The organism is Kitasatospora sp. NPDC048286 (genome assembly GCF_043201735.1).
In the GTDB taxonomy this organism is placed as follows: domain Bacteria; phylum Actinomycetota; class Actinomycetes; order Streptomycetales; family Streptomycetaceae; genus Kitasatospora.
Window position 1 is genome coordinate 108,124 of the sequence record NZ_JBICZE010000013.1, and the last position, 16,161, is coordinate 124,284.

Annotated in this window: 18 protein-coding genes; 8 read left to right on the forward strand and 10 right to left on the reverse strand. The window is 73.9% G+C overall.

Annotated elements, in window-relative coordinates; genetic code table 11:
• The gene (locus tag ACGF13_RS28845; protein ID WP_392880513.1) at nt 1-681 is read right to left on the reverse strand and encodes a TetR/AcrR family transcriptional regulator; all 681 of its coding nucleotides are present in this window, start codon (nt 679-681) and stop codon (nt 1-3) included.
• 76 nt (nt 682-757) lie between these two features.
• On the opposite strand from ACGF13_RS28845, the gene ACGF13_RS28850 reads away from it, so the two are divergent.
• Entirely contained in the window at nt 758-931 is a 174-nt protein-coding gene (locus tag ACGF13_RS28850; RefSeq protein ID WP_392880515.1) for a hypothetical protein, read from the forward strand.
• 158 nt (nt 932-1,089) lie between these two features.
• On the opposite strand, the gene ACGF13_RS28855 is transcribed toward ACGF13_RS28850, so the two are convergent.
• Nucleotides 1,090-1,266: an antitoxin gene (locus ACGF13_RS28855; RefSeq protein WP_392880517.1), complete on the reverse strand. Its 177-nt coding sequence runs from the start codon at nt 1,264-1,266 to the stop codon at nt 1,090-1,092.
• Between the two features lie 154 nt (nt 1,267-1,420).
• Between ACGF13_RS28855 and ACGF13_RS28860 the strand changes: the two genes are divergently transcribed.
• Complete coding sequence (locus tag ACGF13_RS28860) at nt 1,421-3,070, forward strand: M28 family peptidase (protein WP_392880519.1); 1,650 nt, start codon at nt 1,421-1,423, stop codon at nt 3,068-3,070.
• A gap of 274 nt (nt 3,071-3,344) precedes the next feature.
• Nucleotides 3,345-4,751: a dihydrolipoyl dehydrogenase gene (lpdA, locus tag ACGF13_RS28865; RefSeq protein WP_392880521.1), complete on the forward strand. Its 1,407-nt coding sequence runs from the start codon at nt 3,345-3,347 to the stop codon at nt 4,749-4,751.
• 78 nt (nt 4,752-4,829) lie between these two features.
• On the opposite strand, the gene ACGF13_RS28870 is transcribed toward lpdA, so the two are convergent.
• The gene (locus ACGF13_RS28870) at nt 4,830-5,564 is read right to left on the reverse strand and encodes a sigma 54 modulation/S30EA ribosomal C-terminal domain-containing protein (protein ID WP_392880523.1); all 735 of its coding nucleotides are present in this window, start codon (nt 5,562-5,564) and stop codon (nt 4,830-4,832) included.
• 139 nt (nt 5,565-5,703) lie between these two features.
• Entirely contained in the window at nt 5,704-6,039 is a 336-nt protein-coding gene (locus ACGF13_RS28875; RefSeq protein ID WP_392880525.1) for a GNAT family N-acetyltransferase, read from the reverse strand.
• 244 nt (nt 6,040-6,283) lie between these two features.
• Between ACGF13_RS28875 and ACGF13_RS28880 the strand changes: the two genes are divergently transcribed.
• Nucleotides 6,284-6,607 (forward strand): hypothetical protein, encoded by a 324-nt coding sequence (locus tag ACGF13_RS28880; protein ID WP_392880528.1) that lies wholly within the window; start codon nt 6,284-6,286, stop codon nt 6,605-6,607.
• On the opposite strand, the gene ACGF13_RS28885 is transcribed toward ACGF13_RS28880, so the two are convergent.
• Entirely contained in the window at nt 6,509-7,780 is a 1,272-nt protein-coding gene (locus ACGF13_RS28885) for an AI-2E family transporter (protein ID WP_392880530.1), read from the reverse strand. The genes ACGF13_RS28880 and ACGF13_RS28885 overlap by 99 nt on opposite strands.
• Before the next feature lie 274 nt (nt 7,781-8,054).
• Between ACGF13_RS28885 and ACGF13_RS28890 the strand changes: the two genes are divergently transcribed.
• The gene (locus tag ACGF13_RS28890; protein WP_392880533.1) at nt 8,055-8,291 is read left to right on the forward strand and encodes a DUF6296 family protein; all 237 of its coding nucleotides are present in this window, start codon (nt 8,055-8,057) and stop codon (nt 8,289-8,291) included.
• A 49-nt stretch (nt 8,292-8,340) separates the two neighbouring features.
• Here the strand turns inward: ACGF13_RS28890 and ACGF13_RS28895 are convergent, their stop codons facing one another.
• The 3 genes from ACGF13_RS28895 to ACGF13_RS28905 form a co-directional block, all read right to left on the reverse strand.
• A complete protein-coding gene (locus tag ACGF13_RS28895) occupies nt 8,341-8,568 on the reverse strand; it encodes a hypothetical protein (protein WP_392880536.1) in 228 nt (75 codons plus the stop codon).
• A gap of 266 nt (nt 8,569-8,834) precedes the next feature.
• Nucleotides 8,835-9,293, reverse strand: a complete 459-nt coding sequence (locus ACGF13_RS28900; RefSeq protein WP_392880539.1) for a DUF6343 family protein — start codon at nt 9,291-9,293, stop codon at nt 8,835-8,837.
• Nucleotides 9,294-9,406: 113 nt separating this feature from the next.
• Nucleotides 9,407-9,868: a hypothetical protein gene (locus ACGF13_RS28905; RefSeq protein ID WP_392880542.1), complete on the reverse strand. Its 462-nt coding sequence runs from the start codon at nt 9,866-9,868 to the stop codon at nt 9,407-9,409.
• Nucleotides 9,869-10,090: 222 nt separating this feature from the next.
• On the opposite strand from ACGF13_RS28905, the gene ACGF13_RS28910 reads away from it, so the two are divergent.
• Nucleotides 10,091-12,097, forward strand: a complete 2,007-nt coding sequence (locus tag ACGF13_RS28910) for a LamG-like jellyroll fold domain-containing protein (RefSeq protein ID WP_392880544.1) — start codon at nt 10,091-10,093, stop codon at nt 12,095-12,097.
• A 57-nt stretch (nt 12,098-12,154) separates the two neighbouring features.
• Here ACGF13_RS28910 and ACGF13_RS28915 read toward each other — a convergent pair whose 3' ends face one another.
• On the reverse strand, nt 12,155-12,811 hold the full coding sequence (locus tag ACGF13_RS28915; protein WP_392880547.1) for a TetR/AcrR family transcriptional regulator C-terminal domain-containing protein: 657 nt from the start codon (nt 12,809-12,811) through the stop codon (nt 12,155-12,157).
• 85 nt (nt 12,812-12,896) lie between these two features.
• Here ACGF13_RS28915 and ACGF13_RS28920 point away from each other — a divergent pair, with 85 nt between their 5' ends.
• On the forward strand, nt 12,897-14,300 hold the full coding sequence (locus tag ACGF13_RS28920) for an FAD-dependent monooxygenase (protein ID WP_392880802.1): 1,404 nt from the start codon (nt 12,897-12,899) through the stop codon (nt 14,298-14,300).
• Between the two features lie 46 nt (nt 14,301-14,346).
• On the opposite strand, the gene ACGF13_RS28925 is transcribed toward ACGF13_RS28920, so the two are convergent.
• Entirely contained in the window at nt 14,347-14,970 is a 624-nt protein-coding gene (locus tag ACGF13_RS28925; RefSeq protein ID WP_392880549.1) for an SRPBCC family protein, read from the reverse strand.
• 183 nt (nt 14,971-15,153) lie between these two features.
• Here ACGF13_RS28925 and ACGF13_RS28930 point away from each other — a divergent pair, with 183 nt between their 5' ends.
• Nucleotides 15,154-15,825 (forward strand): TetR/AcrR family transcriptional regulator, encoded by a 672-nt coding sequence (locus ACGF13_RS28930; RefSeq protein ID WP_392880550.1) that lies wholly within the window; start codon nt 15,154-15,156, stop codon nt 15,823-15,825.
• Nucleotides 15,826-16,161: the final 336 nt, after the last annotated feature.

Consider the following 16,161-nt stretch of genomic DNA (forward strand, 5'->3'; position numbering starts at 1 on the left):
TCACCGGACACCCGGACCGAGCCGGGTATCCGGGCCGAGCGGGGCATCCTGACCGCGCCGGGCATCCGGGCCGAGCGAGGCGCCCTGGCCGGCAGCGGCGCCCGGGCCGAGGTGGGCATCCAGCACGGCGCGCAGCAGCGGCTCGACGGACTCGTCGCCGGTGATCAGCCGCAGGCTGCCCCAGGTGCGCAGCTGGGCGAGGCCGTGCAGGTTGGACCAGAGGGCGGCGGTGGCGGCGGCCGGATCGTCGGACCGCGGGTGCACCTCGGAGACCAGCCCGACGAAGGTCTGGAACAGCGGCAGGGTGGTGCGGCGCAGTTCGACCCCGCTGCCCTCCAGCAGGTCGTGACGGAACATCAGCTCGAACATGCCGGGGTTGGCGGCGGCGAAGCCGAGGTAGGCGCGGGCGAGCGCGTCGAGGCGGGCACGCGCGTCGGCGCCGGTGCCGGCGGCGAGGGCGTCGGCGCCCGCGAGGGTGTCGGTGAGCCTGCCGAAGCCCTGTCGGGCGATGGCGGCGAGCAGTTCGCGGTGGGTCGGGAAGTAGCGGCGGGGCGCGCCGTGCGAGACCCCGGCGCGGCGGGCGATCTCGCGCAGGCCGAGCGCCTGTACGCCGCCCTCGGCCACCAGCTCGACGCCGGCGGCCACCAGTCGGGCCCGCAGGTCCCGTTCCTGTTCGGTCATGAAGACACTGTCTACCAGGCATCCGTAGACAGTGTCTACTCGCGCCTGCGAGAGTCCGCCCGGCAGAATCGGTCGTATGGACGAAGGCGGCGAGTCGGCCTGCTGGCTGGACCGGGTGTGCCCGGAGTGCGGACGGCTGCGCGAGCGGCCCGGGCCGGGGCCCTGCGAGAGCTGCGGTGCCGACGGCGAGAGCGGGGGCGAACCGCCCGGAGCGGCGGAGCCGCTGGAGACGGAACCCCCGGACGCGTGACCCCCAGGTACGAGGCCCCGGACGCGTAGCCCCAGGTACGAACCCCCGGCTGCCGAACCCCGGCGCGACGAACGCTGAACCCCGGCCCGACCGGGCGGCCGGGCCGGGGTGGCGAGCCGGTCGGACGGCGCCGGGCGCGGCGCCCCGCGGAGTCGCTCCTACTGGGGCGGCTGGTCGCGGAACTGGTTCTTGAGCTGCTCCTGGGTGGCGTCCACCTGACCGCTGTACTTGCCCTCGGTGCGCTGGTCGACGGCGTCGCCCGCCTTGTCGACGGCCTTGTCGGCCTGCTCCTCGTGGCCCTTCAGCAGGTTCTTGAGCTTATCCATCATGGACATCTGGTCACACTCCTGGATGAGACACCCCCCACCTCTCCAATATCACCGGGCGCGTCGCGGTCCGCATCTCGCAAGGTCTGCGTAAAGGCTTGGCAACGGGATTCCGGTCATGTCAAATCATGACCCTCACGGCCCGTCGGAAGGAGTTGCCTTGATGCTGCGCACCCGTCGCTCCACCTCCCCGCTCGACCGTTCCACCCCGTACGACCACGACACCCCGTACGACCACGACACCTCCCCAGGACGCCCGCGAACCGCCGTCACCCGGCGTGGCGCGGGCGCCGCCCTGACCGTCGCCGCCCTGGTCGCCCCGCTGCTGCTGGCCGGCGCCGGCAGCGCCTCGGCCGACCCGGACCCGGCGCGCAAGGGCGCCAAGCTGGCCTCCCGGCTGGTCGAGGCGAGCAGCGCCCGGGACGCGCGGGCCACGCTGGCCGCCCTCCAGCTGATCGCGGACCGCAACGGCGGTACCCGGGTGGCCGGTTCGAAGGGGCACGACCAGTCGGCGCAGTACGTCTACGAGCAGGCGCGGCGGGCCGGGCTCAAGGTGTCCAAGCAGGAGTTCGTGTACACCTTCTTCGAGGCCCGCTCCGAGCACCTCGACGTGCTCTCCCCGAAGGCCGAGTCGGTGCCGGTGATCGCCATGACGTACTCGGTGAGCGGCCCGGAGGCGGGCCTGACCGCGGACCTGGTGGTCGCTCCGGTCAGTGCCACCACCGGCTGCACACCGGCCGACTACCCGGCGGGCGCCTTCACCGGCAAGATCGCCCTGATCCGGCGCGGCGGATGCACCTTCGCCGAGAAGCAGGCCGCCGCGGCCGCCGTGGGCGCGGCCGGGGCGATCGTCTACAACAACACCGAGGGCACCCTCAACGGGACGCTCAGTGAGCCGACGGCGGGGAGGATCCCGACCGGCGGGATCACCAAGGCGGCGGGCGAGGCCCTGGCCGCCGAGGCCGCCACCGGGCCCGTCCGGGTGACACTGGACATCCGCACCTTCATGGAGCAGCGCAGGACCTGGAACGTCATCGCGGAGACCCGCGGCGGCGACCCCGACAACACCGTGATGGTCGGCGCGCACCTCGACTCCGTCCCCGAGGGGCCGGGCATCAACGACAACGGCTCCGGCACCGCCGGCATCCTGGAGGTCGCGAAGAACCTCGCCGTCCACCCGGTGAAGAACAAGGTCAGGTTCGCCTGGTGGTCGGCCGAGGAGTTCGGCCTCAAGGGCGCCGAGGCGTACGTGAAGTCCCTCTCCGACGCGGAGAAGAAGAAGATCGGCCTCTACCTCAACTTCGACATGATCGCCTCCCCCAACTACGCGCAGTTCGTCTACAACGGCTCGGGCAGCGCCGGCGGCGACGCGGGCCCCGAGGGCTCGGCGCAACTGGAGCGGGACATCAACGGCTACCTGGACGGCCGGGGCCTGCCGCACGACCCGACCCTCTTCGACGGCCGCTCCGACTACGGTCCGTTCATCGACGCGGGCATCCCGGCCGGCGGCACCGACACCGGCGCCGAGAAGGTCAAGTCCCCGGAGCAGGCCGCCCGTTACGGGGGTACGGCCGGCGCCGCGTACGACGCCTGCTACCACCAGGCCTGCGACGACCTGGGCAACATCGACATGGGTGTCTTCGACGTCAACATCGACGTGATCGCGAACGCCGTCGGCACCTACGCCTGGGACCTCTCCTCGCTCCACCGGCCCGTCCCGGCCCAGCGCCAGGCCGTGAAGGCGGCGCCCGGCGCGGGCGCGACGGGTATGAGCGGCACGAGCGGCGGGAGCACCCACGGGGTGACGGCCTGACCCCCGGGTGGGCCCGCCGCCGGCCGGCGGGCCCACCCGACCGCCGTACCCGACTGCTCCGTCCGATGCTGCTCCATCCGGGACCTCCCTCCGCCAACGCCTCCGGTGGCTGCGGGTGCGGCCACCGTAGTGGAGGCCACTGACAATCCGGCCGTGGGCCGGTACGGTGCCGCGCGGAGCGCATCCACCGAGACCCGGTGGGTGCGCGGAGCCCGGTCCTGACACCATGGGACCGAGATCACGACACGGTGACATCCTCGGAGGAGTCAGCAACATGAGCACGCACTACGACGTCGTCGTCCTCGGCGCGGGCCCCGGCGGCTACACCGCCGCCGTCCGCTCGGCCCAGCTGGGCCTGAAGGTCGCGGTCATCGAGGCCAAGTACTGGGGCGGCGTCTGCCTCAACGTCGGCTGCATCCCCTCCAAGGCCCTGCTGCGCAACGCCGAGCTCGCCCACATCTTCACCAAGGAGGCCAAGACCTTCGGCATCAAGGTCGAGGGCCAGGTGACCTTCGACTTCGGCGAGGCCTTCCGGCGCAGCCGCTTGGTGGCCGACGGCCGGGTCAAGGGCGTCCACTACCTGATGAAGAAGAACGGCATCACCGAGTACGACGGCTGGGGCACCTTCGTCGACGACCACACCCTCCAGGTCGCGCTGAGCGGCGGCGGCTTCGAGGTCGTCACCTTCGGCCACTGCATCATCGCCGCCGGAGCCACCACCCGCCTGCTTCCCGGCACCAGCCTGAGCGACCGCGTGGTCACCTACGAGGAGCAGATCCTCACCGAGCAGCTGCCGGAGAGCATCATCATCGCGGGCGCCGGCGCGATCGGTGTCGAGTTCGCCTACGTGCTGCACAACTACGGCGTGAAGGTCACCATCGTCGAGTTCCTGGACCGCGTGGTGCCGCTGGAGGACGTCGAGGTCTCCACCGAACTCGCCAAGCAGTACCGCAAGCTGGGCATCGAGGTGCTGACCTCCACCCGGGTCGAGTCGATCGACGACAGCGACCCGAACGCCAAGGTCCGCGTCACCGTCACCAAGGACGGGCAGCAGCGGGTACTGGAGGCCGACAAGGTGCTCCAGGCGATCGGCTTCGCGCCGCGGGTCAACGGCTACGGCCTGGAGAACACCGGGGTCAAGCTCACCGACCGCAACGCCATCGCGGTGGACGGCCGCGGCCGCACCAGCGTCGAGCACATCTTCGCGATCGGCGACGTGACCGCCAAGCTGATGCTCGCGCACGCCGCCGAGACGATGGGCGTGATCGCCGCCGAGACCATCGGCGGGGTGGAGACGATGGAGGTCGACTTCGTCATGATCCCGCGCGCCACCTACTGCCAGCCGCAGATCGCCTCCTTCGGCTACACCGAGGCCCAGGCGCGCGAGCTGGGTCACGACGTCAAGGTCGCCAAGTTCCCGTTCACCGCCAACGGCAAGGCACACGGCCTCGGCCACCCGATCGGCTTCGTCAAGGTCATCAGCGACAACGAGCACGGCGAGCTGCTCGGCGCCCACCTGATCGGCCCCGAGGTCACCGAGCTGCTGCCGGAGCTGACGCTGGCCCAGCAGTGGGACCTGACCGTCCACGAGGTCGCCCGCAACGTGCACGCCCACCCGACCCTGGGCGAGGCGGTCAAGGAGGCCATCCACGGCCTCGCCGGGCACATGATCAACATGTGACGCGGCCGTCCCGGGCAGATGTGCCGCGCCCCCGTCGAGCAGTCGCTCGGCGGGGGCGCGGCGCGGTTCCGGCGACCGTCAGGAGCGCCCGGCGATCAGGCCGAGCCGGCCGTCGAAGCGGCGGTAGAGCACCCGGCCCCGGCCGCTGTCCGGGTGCGCGAAGAACAGGAACGGCAGCTCCGCGCCCGCCAGCCGGTCGACGGCCTGCGCCTCCGTCAGCCGGGGCGCGCCGTACGGGCTGAGGGTGATCGGCGAGGTGCGGCGGCCCGCCGGCCCGGCGGGGACGGTACGGGCGAGGCGGTAGCCGGTCGGCCCGACCCGGTAGACCACGGCGTCGGTCTCGGTCGCCGGATCGGTGAACAGGTGGATGTCGTAGTCCATCGCGTCCATGGTCCGGGCGGCGGCCTCCGGCGAGCACCAGACCAGCGAGGGCTCCTTGCGCCGGACCACCCGGAGCCCGGGGACGCCCACGCCGCCCGAGCCGGTGGACGCCGCCGTACGGAGGCCCGACCAGGGGCGCGGCGCCCAGGCCCCGGTGACGGCCCGAATCCTGCCGCGCAGCGCCTCGCTCACCCGGTCCAGCGAGTCGCCCAGCCCGGAGGCGGCCTCCTGGACGCGGATCCGCCGGCCGTCGACCTCGGCGTTCACCTGTGCCAGCACGCCCCCGGCCACGGCCGCGAACCGGACCCGCAGGGCCTCGACCAGCGTCCCCACCCCCGGAGCCGCCGCCGCCGCGGCCACCCGGGCCCGCGCCTCGGCCAGGACCTCGCCGGTCAGCCCCTCGAACGCCCTCACCGTGACCAACTCGCCCATCCCAGGCCCTTCCACTCCCAACCGGCGCATACCGGCGACCAGGATCCCGGGCCACCCGACCACGCGGCCAGGGCCCAACGGCCCCACCTCGGTGGGCCGCCCGGACCAGCCGCGGGCCGGGGGAGTCGGTGCGGCCGGATCAGTACAGCTGGGTGCGCAGCCAGCCCTTGACCTCCGGGGTGACGGGGTCGGTGATGTCGGTGAACTCCTCGTGCTTCAGCAGGAACTTGGCGACGTACGGGCAGATCGGCACGATCCGCTTCCCGGCCGCGCGCACGTCCGTCAGTGCCTCCTGGACCAGGTGCGAGGCGAGGCCCCGGCCGGCGAAGGCCTCGTCGATCTCCGTGTGGTAGAAGACGCGCTGCTCCTCGTGGTCCCGGTACTCGGTGAAGCCGGCGAGTTCGCCGTCGATGGAGATCTCGTACCGGTTCCGGTCGTCGGCCCGTTCGACGGCGACGGTGCTGGGAGTGGACACGGGGTGGCCTTTCGGTCGCGGGGCGTGCCGCAGGAGCGGTGAGTGGCTCCTTCGGCACCGGTCAGCGGGAATCCTGCCAGGTCACCCGGGCCGCGGGCCATTCCGGCCCGAGGTCGCCCGGCCGCTGTTACGGAGCGCCCGAGCCGGGCAGCCGCCTATAGGGCCTGTCTCTTGGATCCTTGCCGGGGCCGCGACAAAATCCAAGAGACAGGCCCTACGTGCCGGGGGACCGGAGGTGACGGCCATGGACGGGCCCGGGCTCTCCCGCGAGGAGCTGAGGCTCCTGCTGGAGATCGAGGACGACCTGCGGGCGGACGAACGGCTCGACCGCGCGATGCGCACCATGCGGCGCCGGCCCGGCCCGCTGCTGGTCCGGGCCCTGGGCGTCGCCGCGCGGGTGCCGTCCGCCGTGCTGGCGGTGCTGCTGGCGCTGTCGGCCGGCCTGCTGCTGGTCAGCGCCGACGCGCACTCACCCGCCGTGCTGGTCGGCTTCGCCCTGGTCTGGGCGCCGACCTTCGTCCTCGCGGTGGCCCGACAGGTCGCCCGCCGCAGGGGGCTGCGCCCGTGAGCGGCCGGGTCCGCCCCGGGAGCGCAGCTCGGTGAGCACCGCCCAGCCGACCGACACCACCGGCACCGCCACCACCGCGCCCAGGACCCCGGCCAGCACGGCGCCGCCGGCCACCGAGACGGCGATGACCACCGGGTGGATGCGGACGGACCAGCTGAGCACCAGCGGATGCAGCAGGTGGCCCTCGATCTGGCCGATGACCACGATCAGCGCGAGCACCAGCAGCGCGATCACCGGGCCGCGGGCGGCGAGCGCGACCACGGCGGCGATCGCCAGGGCGATCGGGGAACCGATCAGCGGGACGAGGGTCGCCGCGAACTCCAGCACCATCAGCGGCAGGACCAGCGGAACGCCCAGGATCGCCAGCGCGATGCCCACCAGCACGGCGTTGGAGGCCGCCACGATCAGCACCCCCCGGGTGTAGCCCGCGAAGGTGCGCCAGGCGGCGCGACCGGCGCCGTCCCACGTCGCCCGGCTGCGGGCCGGCAGCTGCTGCTGCGCCCAGGACCACATCCGGTCGCCGGAGTGCACGAAGAACACCGAGCAGAACACCGCGAGCGCCAGCCCGGTGACCAGCTCGACGACCCGGCCGGCGCCGCTGAGCGCGGTGCTGAGCAGGGCGGAGCGGTGGGCGGAGATGAAGTCGCCGATCTTGGAGCGCAGATCGGTGACGGTGCCGGGCCGCAGGTGGAAGGGGGCGCCGGTGAGCCAGTGGTCGATCCGGGAGAGGCCGCCGCGCAGTTCGTTGCCCAGCCGGGTCCATTCGTCGGCGACCGTCGTGCCGACCAGCGCCAGCACCCCGCCGACGAGCGCGAGGGTGCAGAGGAAGGAGAGCAGGACGGCCAGTGAGCGCGGCGTCACCCGGGCCAGCAGGTCGACCGGCGGGCGCAGCACGGAGGTGATGACCAGTGCCACGAACACGGCGATGACCGGTAGCTGGAGGCGGGCGAGGACGTGGACGACCAGGTAGACGGCGAGTCCGAGCAGCGCCAGCCGCCAGGTGTACCCGGCCGTCGTCCGCAGCCCGGAGGGGACGCGGTCCCCGGACGGGACCCGGTCTCCGGAAGGGCCGGGGCCCGCCGCTCCCGGTCGGCTCCGGCCCGCGGACACCCGGGGACGGCGGCTGCCCAGCGGCGCGGACCGCCGGTCGGGTCCGGCGCCGTTGTCTCCCACGGGCGGTCTCCTCGGGCTCGGCCGTGTCCTCTCAGTCACGATGACCCATGCCGCGACGGTTCGCTCTGCGGCGTCGACCCGATCCGGTCTGTGGCGTCGACCCGATCCGCTCGTCCGGTCACCGGGATTCCCGGCATTCCGGTGTGTGAGCGCGCCGGGCGGGGGTAGACGCGCCGGTTGGCACCGGTCTCCCGGGCGGACCAAGGTCCTCCGTGTACAAGCGGTTGGACGTGGGGAGAATCGATGACGCAGGGTGGGAGAGAAGGAGGCCGAGATGAGAAGCCTCACGCGCCGTTACGCGGTGACGCTCCCCGGCCCGATCGGCGGGCACGCACCCCCGAGCGTGGTCGTCGTGCACGAGACGCAGACCGTGGGGCCCGACGGGGGCCTGGTCTGGGAGAGCGCGGACGGCGGCCTTCGCGTGGAGATCACCGGCGAGGTGGCCACCGTCCTGGCTGACTCCGGAACCGGCAGCCGGCACCCGTGCCTGATGGCGGTGCCGCTGCCCTGAGCATGCGGTGAAGGAGAGCAGGCGACGAGGCGGGCGTCGCGAGGGACGGTCAGCGCGCGCTGGCGGCCAGGGCCTCGCGCACGGTGACCAGGCAGGGGTCGCAGTACCGGTCCGGCCCGGCGGTCGAACCGGTGTCGTCGGCTGCCGGGACGACGCGCTGGGAGGGTTCCAGGAATCGTCCGCAGAGTGAGGACGACGCGTCGTCCTTCGCTATCACGTGCCACACCACGGCGGGCGGGGTCACCGCCGGGTCGTGTTCGGCCCACATCTCGTACACGGCGCTACCTCCGGATCGCTGGGGGCTCGGTGAGTCCATGCAAACCCGGGGTCTGCCGAACGGCCACCGGGCCAGACCCGGTGGGATGATTCTGGGCCGGAAGCGGTTGGGACGTGCGACCACCGGATTCGCCCGGGAACCCAAGGGACCGAGCGCACGGGCGGCCGGGCGGTGCTCCGCGGTTCGGAAACCCTGCGCTCAGGAACCCTGCGCTCAGGAAACCCCGGGCCCGGGAAAATCCCCGGCCCGGGAACCGCCGCACCCGCTCAGCTCCGCCGGTCGGCATCCGGCCGCGCCGCGCTGCCGAGCCCTGACCTCGTGCCCGGGGCATCGCCCCGGTCGCGGCCCTGCCCGGCGGCCAGGCGGCGCCTGATCACCACCAGGTCGAGCCCGGCGAGGCCGGCGAACCCGCCGCACAGGGCGGCGAAGAAGGCGTAGGTCCCCTGGTTGGGCACGGGGCCAGGGGCGGCCAGTGCGGCCAGTACGGCGAAGGCCACCGCCCCGGCGGCGAACAGGACCAGGAAGATCCGGGACAGCAGCCGCCGCAGCTCCAGGTCGGAACGGGCGGTCACCGGCTCGGTGCCCCGGCGCACCGTCTTCTGGGGCCGGAGCTGCGGCGTCGTCCGGCCGGGGCCCTGTGGGGTGTGCGGGAAGTCGTGGCGCTCGCCGCTCGGGCGGCGCGCCCCGCTCCCGTGCTGCATGTCCGGTCTGCGCTGTACGGCCATGACGGCCCCCGAACGGAGTCAGCCGGTTTGTCTTCCGTCGGCGCGACTACCCGGGTCCGGCGCCGGCACACGCCGGTGGGCGCTCGGTCGCGCCGGCACACGTCGATGGGCGTTCAGCCGCGTCGGTCGCGCGGGTCGAGCCGCAGCCGGACCGCCAGCTGGGGCCCCTGCCGCTCGCGGCCCTCCTCGCGCGTCCGGCAGAGGGTGGCGAGTACGAGCAGCACCCGCTCGACGTCCTCGGGGCCGCCGAGCAGGTCCGCGGCCAGCCCGCCGGACAGCGTGACCGGCGGCCCCGGCGAGCCCGCCCGGTGGGCGTCGAAGGACTGGGAGAGCCTCGCCGACGGGCTCGGCGCTGGGGCGGAGGGGGTGCGGTGGATCCGGGGCGCGGCGACCACCCGGACGCCCTCCGAGGTCACGGTGGCGGGATCCTCCCAGACGTTGCCCATCAGGGTCCGGCCGCGCCCGGTGTGGGTCGGAAAGGCGGCCTCCAGCGCGTCGAGCACCGCCTCGGCCGCGTCCTGCAGGCCCTCGCCGAGCCGTACCAGCACGTGCCCGGCCGCCAGGGGCAGTCCCATCGCAGCCACCTCCTCCGTCCCGGCGGCACTCGCCGGCGGGCTCCTTCCGTTCTACGGCCGGTCCGTGCGGGCACGCACTCCGGGCGCCCCGGTCGGCGGGGCCGCCGCCCCGGCGCCGTCCGTCGGATTCGGCCGCTGTTCAACGGGGCGTGGCCCGGCCGATGATCCACGACCGATTCCGGTACCTACCGTCAGGGCCCACACCACTTCCGGGAGCGAAACATGCACGACATCCAGGCGACCGAGCACGAGTGCGGCTGCCCGCGGACCGCCGACCTCGACGGGGAGGGGCCGGCCGCGGCCGGCCGGCGCCGGTTCCTGCGCGGGGCCGGTCTGGTGGGGGCCGGGGTCGGCACCGCCGGGCTCGGTCTGCTCGGTGCGGCGCCCGCGCGGGCGGCCGGGCCCGGTACGGCGGCCGGGTCCGAGCCGACGGGCGGGGCCGGTACGGCGGCCAAGAAGCCCAGGAAGGGCAAGGGGAACGGGCGCTGGCAGCCCGACCCGGACGCCCGGCAGTTCACCGTCGTGGTCCTGCCCGACACCCAGTACCTGTTCGACCAGGACCGGATCCACCCGGCGCCGCTGGAGGCCTCGGTCCGCTACGTGCTGGACGGCGGGGTCAACCGGGAGGACGGGACGGACGACAACATCGTCTTCCTGTCCCACCTCGGCGACGTCACCGAGAACGGGCTGGCCGTCGAGTACGCCGCCGTCACCAAGGTGTTCGGCCTGCTGGACGACGCGGGCGCGGCCTACGGGGTGCTCGCCGGCAACCACGACGTCCGCTCCTCGACCGACGACCAGCGCGGCAGCACCCCGTACCTGGAGACCTTCGGCAAGGCCAGGGCTGCCCGCACCGCCGGGTACCGCGGCTCCAGCCCGGACGGCTACAACACCTGCCACGTGTTCCGGGCGGCCGGCCGCGACTGGATGGTGCTCTCGTTGGACTGGCGGCTCTCCGACGCGGGGTTCGCCTGGGCGAACTCGATGATCGCGGCCAACCCGAAGGTCCCGGTGATCCTGACCACCCACGACCTGGCGTACGCCGACGACAGCGGCCGCGCCGAGCTGTCCGACAACGGGAAGCGGCTCTGGGAGCGGCTGATCGACGGCAACGACCAGATCTTCCTCACCGTCAACGGGCACTACTGGCCGCCCGGGCGCACCGTGCTGAAGAACCGGGCCGGCCACGACGTGCACGTGCACATCACCAACTACCAGGACCGCTACTACGGCGGCGCGGCGATGATCCGGGCGTACCGCTTCGACCTCGACCGCGACACCGTCGACGTGTCGACCTTCTCGCCGTGGATCCAGCAGATCGCGGCCGAGGAGCGCAACACGCTGGCCGCCCAGCACGCCGAGCTGACCTCGGACGTGGACCGCTTCTCGCTGGCGATCGACTTCGAGCGCCGCTTCGCCGGCTTCGCCCCCGTCCCGCCGCGCCCGGCGCGCCGGGCGAGCGAACTGCTGGTACGGGACACGGCGGCCTACTGGCGGTTCGACGGCGGCGGGGACGGTACGGCCGTCGCCCCGCAGCAGGTCGTCAAGGACCTGACCGGGCAGGGCAACGACCTGCTGTGGCAGAGCGCCCCGGGCACGCCCGACGGCGCGCTCGGCTGGTCCGCCGAGCACCACCCGGACCAGCCGGGCCACGGCAGCCTGCTGTTCAGGGGCACCCGCTCGCCGGTGCGCGGCAGTTACCTCCAGACCGTGCCCACCGCGCCGCTGAACCGGGAGACCTTCGAGCGCGGGTTCACCGTCGAGGCCTTCTTCAAGCTGCCCGCCGACTGGGACTCCGCGCAGAGCCGCTGGTCCGCCCTGCTCAGCCGGTGGGGGATGAGCAGTGAGGCGGGCAGGAGCGGGCCGGGCACGGACGCCGACGAGCCGGTCGTGACGCTCAGCCTCTCCGAGGCACCGGCCCTCCAGTGGTGCGTCTACCCGCTCAACCAGACCGGGGCGTCCACTTGTTGGGGCCACCAGCTGCCGCTGGACCGGTGGTGGCACGTCGCGGTGGTCAACGACGGGAAGCTCAGCCGGATGTACGTCGAGGGCTGCGAGGTGGCGCGCAACCCGGCGACGCCCGCGGTCGGGCTGGCCACGCTGGGACGGCCGTGGATGCTGGGCGGCTACGCGTACGCGGGGGTGCTGGACAAGGTCTTCCACGGGTACATCGGGGACGTCCGGATCGTGCGGCGGGCGCTGCGGGTGGGCGAGTTCATGACCGCCTGACCGCTCCTGCGCGTGCGGACGCCGCCGGGCCCCCGTACGGGCCCGGCGGTTCCGTTCTCAGCCGAGCAGGGTGGCCTCGACCCCGGCGAGCACCGCCGCCAGGCCCTGTTCGAAGCCCTCGTCGAAGTCCTGGAACATCACCCGGCCCGACTCGGCGGCCAGCGGGTGGGCGGCCAGGCGCTCGGCGCGGGCGTCCACGTCGTAGCCCTCCTCGCCGTCGAAGGGGTTGGGGCCCATCGCCTGCTCCTCGATGACGTAGCCGATGGTGTAGCTGTAGGCGGTCTGCCAGGCCCGGGCGGCGGAGGCCGGGGTGAAGCCGGCCTCGACCAGCACGTGCAGCGAGGCGTCCAGGCCCGCCGCGTAACTCGTGTCGGTGAACCGGGCGCCGCTGTAGACCTTCGCGCCGTCGCGGTAGCGCAGCAGCTCGGCGCGCAGGGTGCGCATGGTCCTCAGGTAGGCCTCCCGCCAGTCGCCCCGCCGGCCTTCCCCCACCTGGCTGGTCATCCGGCGCATCATCTCCGTCGCCATCTCGTCCAGCAGCGCCTGCTTGTCCTTGAAGTGCCAGTACAGCGCGGGCGCCTTGACGTCGAGCCGGGCGGCGATGGCGCGCAGCGTCAGGCCGTCCAGACCGGCCTCGTTCAAGAGGTCCAGGGCGGCGTCGACGACCTGGCCGCGGTCGAGCTTGGGGGTTCTCTGCGTTCTCTGCGAGGTCACGGTTGACAGTTTAACGCCGTTAAGTGCAGGCTGTCGACAACGGCTACTTAACAACGTTAAGGAGGTTGCCGTGACTTCTCGCGGCATGCACACGGACGTCCTGGTCATCGGCGCCGGCCCCACCGGACTCGCCCTGGCGGCGGACCTCGCCCGGCACGGCGTCACCGCCCTCCTGGTCGAGCGCGGCACGGAACTCTTCCCCGGCTCGCGCGGCAAGGGCCTGCAGCCGCGCACGCTGGAGGTGCTCGACGACCTCGGCGTGCTCGACCGGGTCCGCGCGCTGGCCGGCCCCTACCCGCCCAACCTGTTCTGGCGGGACGGCGAACCGCAGGGCGAGCAGTCGATGTACGACCCGACCGAGCCCTCCGAGGCCGAGCCGTACACCGAGACGCTGATGCTGCCCCAGTGGCGCACCCAGCAGGTGCTGTACGGGCGGCTGCGCGAGCTGGGCGGCGAGGTCGCGTTCGGGCGCGAACTGGTCGGCCTGGCGCAGGACGAGGAGGGCGTGACCGCCGAGTTCGCCACCGGCGGCCCGGTCCGGGCGCGGTACCTCGTCGCGGCGGACGGCGGGCGCTCGACGGTGCGGCGGCTGCTCGGCATCGGGATGACCGGCGAGACCGTCGACCCCGCCCCGATGCTGGTCGCGGACGTCCGGGTCGACGGGCTGGGCCGCGACCACTGGCACGTGTTCCCGGCCGAGGAGGGGGTGCTGGCGATCTGCCCGCTCGGCGGCACCGAGGACTTCCAGCTGGTCGCCGGGTTCCCCGAGGGGACGGTCGTCGACCACACCCTCGACGGGCTGCGCGAGCTGGTCGCGGCCCGCTCCCACCTGACCGCCGAGCAGGTCACCGAACTGCGCTGGATCTCCGAGTTCCGCCCGCGCGCGGCGCTCGCCGACCGCTTCCGCGCGGGCCGGGTGTTCCTCGCGGGCGACGCCGCGCACGTCCACTCGCCGGCCGGCGGGCAGGGACTGAACACCAGCGTCCAGGACGCCTACAACCTGGGCTGGAAGCTGGCCGCGGTGCTGGCCGGCCGAGCGGGCGGGGAACTGCTGGACAGCTACGAGGAGGAACGCCGCGCCAACGCGGCGCAGATGCTGGCGCTGTCCACCCGGGTGCACCGCGGCGAGCAGCGCCGCGGCCGGGCGACCCAGCAACTCGGCGTCGGCTACCGGGAGTCCGCGCTCTCCGTGGAGACCCGACCGGATCTCCCGGCGGACGCGCTGCGGGCCGGCGACCGCGCGCCGGACGGCCGCCGGGGCGGAACCCGGCTGTTCGACGCCTTCCGCGGGCCGCACTGGACGCTGCTCACCGTCGGCACGGACGCCCCGCTGCCCGCCCTCACCGCCCCGGTGGTCCGCATCCCGGCCTACGAGGTGTACGGCACCGGCGTGTTCCTGGTCCGACCGGACGGGTACGTCGGCTGGGCCGGCGCGACGGCGGACGGCCTCGCGGCCTACGCGGGCCGGCAGGGACTGCTCGCCCGCTGAGCGGGCTTCCATACGCTGGGCCCGCCGGTCCGGTCCGGCAGTTCCTCTACGCGCCGGACTCGGCGGCGGCCTTCAGGTCGTGCAGCCAGCCCTCGAGGCCCTGGCGGAGGATCCCGGTGGCGGCGGGGACGTTCGCGTCGACCTGGGGGCCGGTGTGGGTCTCCTCGGTGCGCACCAGGACGCCGCCGGGCACCTCGGTGAAGTTCCACACGTGCACGCCGTCGATCCGCAGCCCGGCCGCGACCGCCGGGCCGGTCCAGCGGAGGCAGGAGCCCGGCCGCACCTGCCGGACGGCGGAGGTGATCTCCAGGGTGGGGTCGGTCGACGCGGGGTTCGGCGGCAGCGGGGTGGTCCACCGGAACGCCGAACGCGCGCGCAGCGGGCCGCCGTCGAGGCGCTCGGCGCTGCGCACCGTGGCCTGCCAGTCGGGCCAGCGCGCCACGTCGGTCTGGAGCCGCCAGACCGTCCGCAGCGGTGCGTGGATCAGGGTCTCGGTCCGGTAACGGACCCGGGCGGAGGGGTCGACGCCCGCCCCGTGGCAGGTGAGCGAGGAGCCGGCGCGGTGGCCGGTGGCGGCCCCGGCCGGCGCCACCGCGGCGCCGAGCAGGCCGAGGGCGAGCGGGACGGTCAGGAGGGCGGTGCGGATGCCGGTGCTGCGGGTGGCGGACATGGGACTCCCCATTCACGGTCGGCCGCCGGGGCGGCGTGGTCGGCGTGGTCGGCGCGAGCTAGAGGCTCACGCCTTCGTTAGAAGTTGTAACTCCGCGAGGGGCGAGCGGTCAACCGGTGCAGTGATACCTTCTAACGGAAGCGTGAGTATCTAGTCGGGCGAAGCGGGGAGTGGGCGAGGGCGATGGCGACAACGGGCGCGGACACCCCGCGCGAGCGCTACCGGGCCCAGGTGCGCGAGGAGATCAAGGCGCACGCCTGGGAGCAGATCGCCACGGCCGGCGCCTCGGCACTGTCCGTCAACGCGATCGCCAAGCGGATGGGCATGAGCGGCCCCGCGCTCTACCGCTACTTCGCCGGCCGCGACGAGCTGATCACCGAGCTCGTCCGGGACGCGTACCGCAGCCTCGCCGACACCCTCGGCGCGGCCGCCGCCGAGGGCGCCGACCTGGCCGGGCTCGCCCACGCCCTGCGCGGCTGGGCCCTGGCCGACCCCCAGCGGTACTTCCTGGTCTACGGCACCCCCGTGCCCGGCTACCACGCGCCCGAGGACACCACCGCCATCGCCGACGAGGTGATGCGGACGCTGGTCGACGCCTGCGCTGCGCTCACTCCGGCCGGGCCGCGGGCCCCGGACGTCCAGGAGACGGCGTTCACCACCCACCTGCTGGGCCACCGGGACTGGGCCGGCGAGCGGCCGGCCCCGCCCGAGGTGCTGCACCGCTTCCTGGCCTTCTGGACCCGCCTGCACGGCGTGCTGTCACTGGAGCTCGCCGGGCACTTCACCGGCATGGGCTTCCGCCCCGCGCTGCTCTTCGAAGCCGAACTGGACGGCCTGCTGGCACCGGGGTTCTGACGGCCGCCGCGCCGCGCCGCCCGGCCGGGCCGCTTGCCGGCGCCGGGCAGACCGGACGGCGCCGTCAGGCCTGCCCGGGGTGCGGCTGCGGAAGCGGTGCCGGATCGGGGTCCGGAATCGGCTCCGGCGGCGGGACGGGCGGGAAGGGCGGGATCGGCGGCGGCGCCGGATCGGGCTCGCGCGGCCCCGGCGTCGGGTCGGGGCCGGGTATCGGCCGGGTGTCCGGATCGGGGGGCATCGGGACGGTCATCGGGGCACCTCCTCGGGCGGCACGCGCCGCTCGGTGGCCGAGTGCGTGGGCCGGCCGGCGCTTGTTCGTCTTCGAGCGGCGTTCGG

Excerpts from the sequence above, each read along its gene's own strand:
- ACGF13_RS28850 (WP_392880515.1), top strand. The coding sequence starts at position 758 with ATGGACGAAGGCGGCGAGTCGGCCTGCTGGCTGGACCGGGTGTGCCCG.
- ACGF13_RS28890 (WP_392880533.1), top strand. The coding sequence starts at position 8,055 with ATGAGAAGCCTCACGCGCCGTTACGCGGTGACGCTCCCCGGCCCGATC.
- ACGF13_RS28905 (WP_392880542.1), bottom strand. The coding sequence starts at position 9,868 with ATGGGACTGCCCCTGGCGGCCGGGCACGTGCTGGTACGGCTCGGCGAG.
- ACGF13_RS28920 (WP_392880802.1), top strand. The coding sequence starts at position 12,897 with ATGCACACGGACGTCCTGGTCATCGGCGCCGGCCCCACCGGACTCGCC.
- ACGF13_RS28925 (WP_392880549.1), bottom strand. The coding sequence starts at position 14,970 with ATGTCCGCCACCCGCAGCACCGGCATCCGCACCGCCCTCCTGACCGTC.
- ACGF13_RS28855 (WP_392880517.1), bottom strand. The coding sequence starts at position 1,266 with ATGTCCATGATGGATAAGCTCAAGAACCTGCTGAAGGGCCACGAGGAG.
- ACGF13_RS28860 (WP_392880519.1), top strand. The coding sequence starts at position 1,421 with ATGCTGCGCACCCGTCGCTCCACCTCCCCGCTCGACCGTTCCACCCCG.
- ACGF13_RS28900 (WP_392880539.1), bottom strand. The coding sequence starts at position 9,293 with ATGGCCGTACAGCGCAGACCGGACATGCAGCACGGGAGCGGGGCGCGC.
- ACGF13_RS28910 (WP_392880544.1), top strand. The coding sequence starts at position 10,091 with ATGCACGACATCCAGGCGACCGAGCACGAGTGCGGCTGCCCGCGGACC.
- ACGF13_RS28870 (WP_392880523.1), bottom strand. The coding sequence starts at position 5,564 with ATGGGCGAGTTGGTCACGGTGAGGGCGTTCGAGGGGCTGACCGGCGAG.
- ACGF13_RS28930 (WP_392880550.1), top strand. The coding sequence starts at position 15,154 with ATGGCGACAACGGGCGCGGACACCCCGCGCGAGCGCTACCGGGCCCAG.
- ACGF13_RS28880 (WP_392880528.1), top strand. The coding sequence starts at position 6,284 with ATGGACGGGCCCGGGCTCTCCCGCGAGGAGCTGAGGCTCCTGCTGGAG.
- lpdA (WP_392880521.1), top strand. The coding sequence starts at position 3,345 with ATGAGCACGCACTACGACGTCGTCGTCCTCGGCGCGGGCCCCGGCGGC.
- ACGF13_RS28845 (WP_392880513.1), bottom strand. The coding sequence starts at position 681 with ATGACCGAACAGGAACGGGACCTGCGGGCCCGACTGGTGGCCGCCGGC.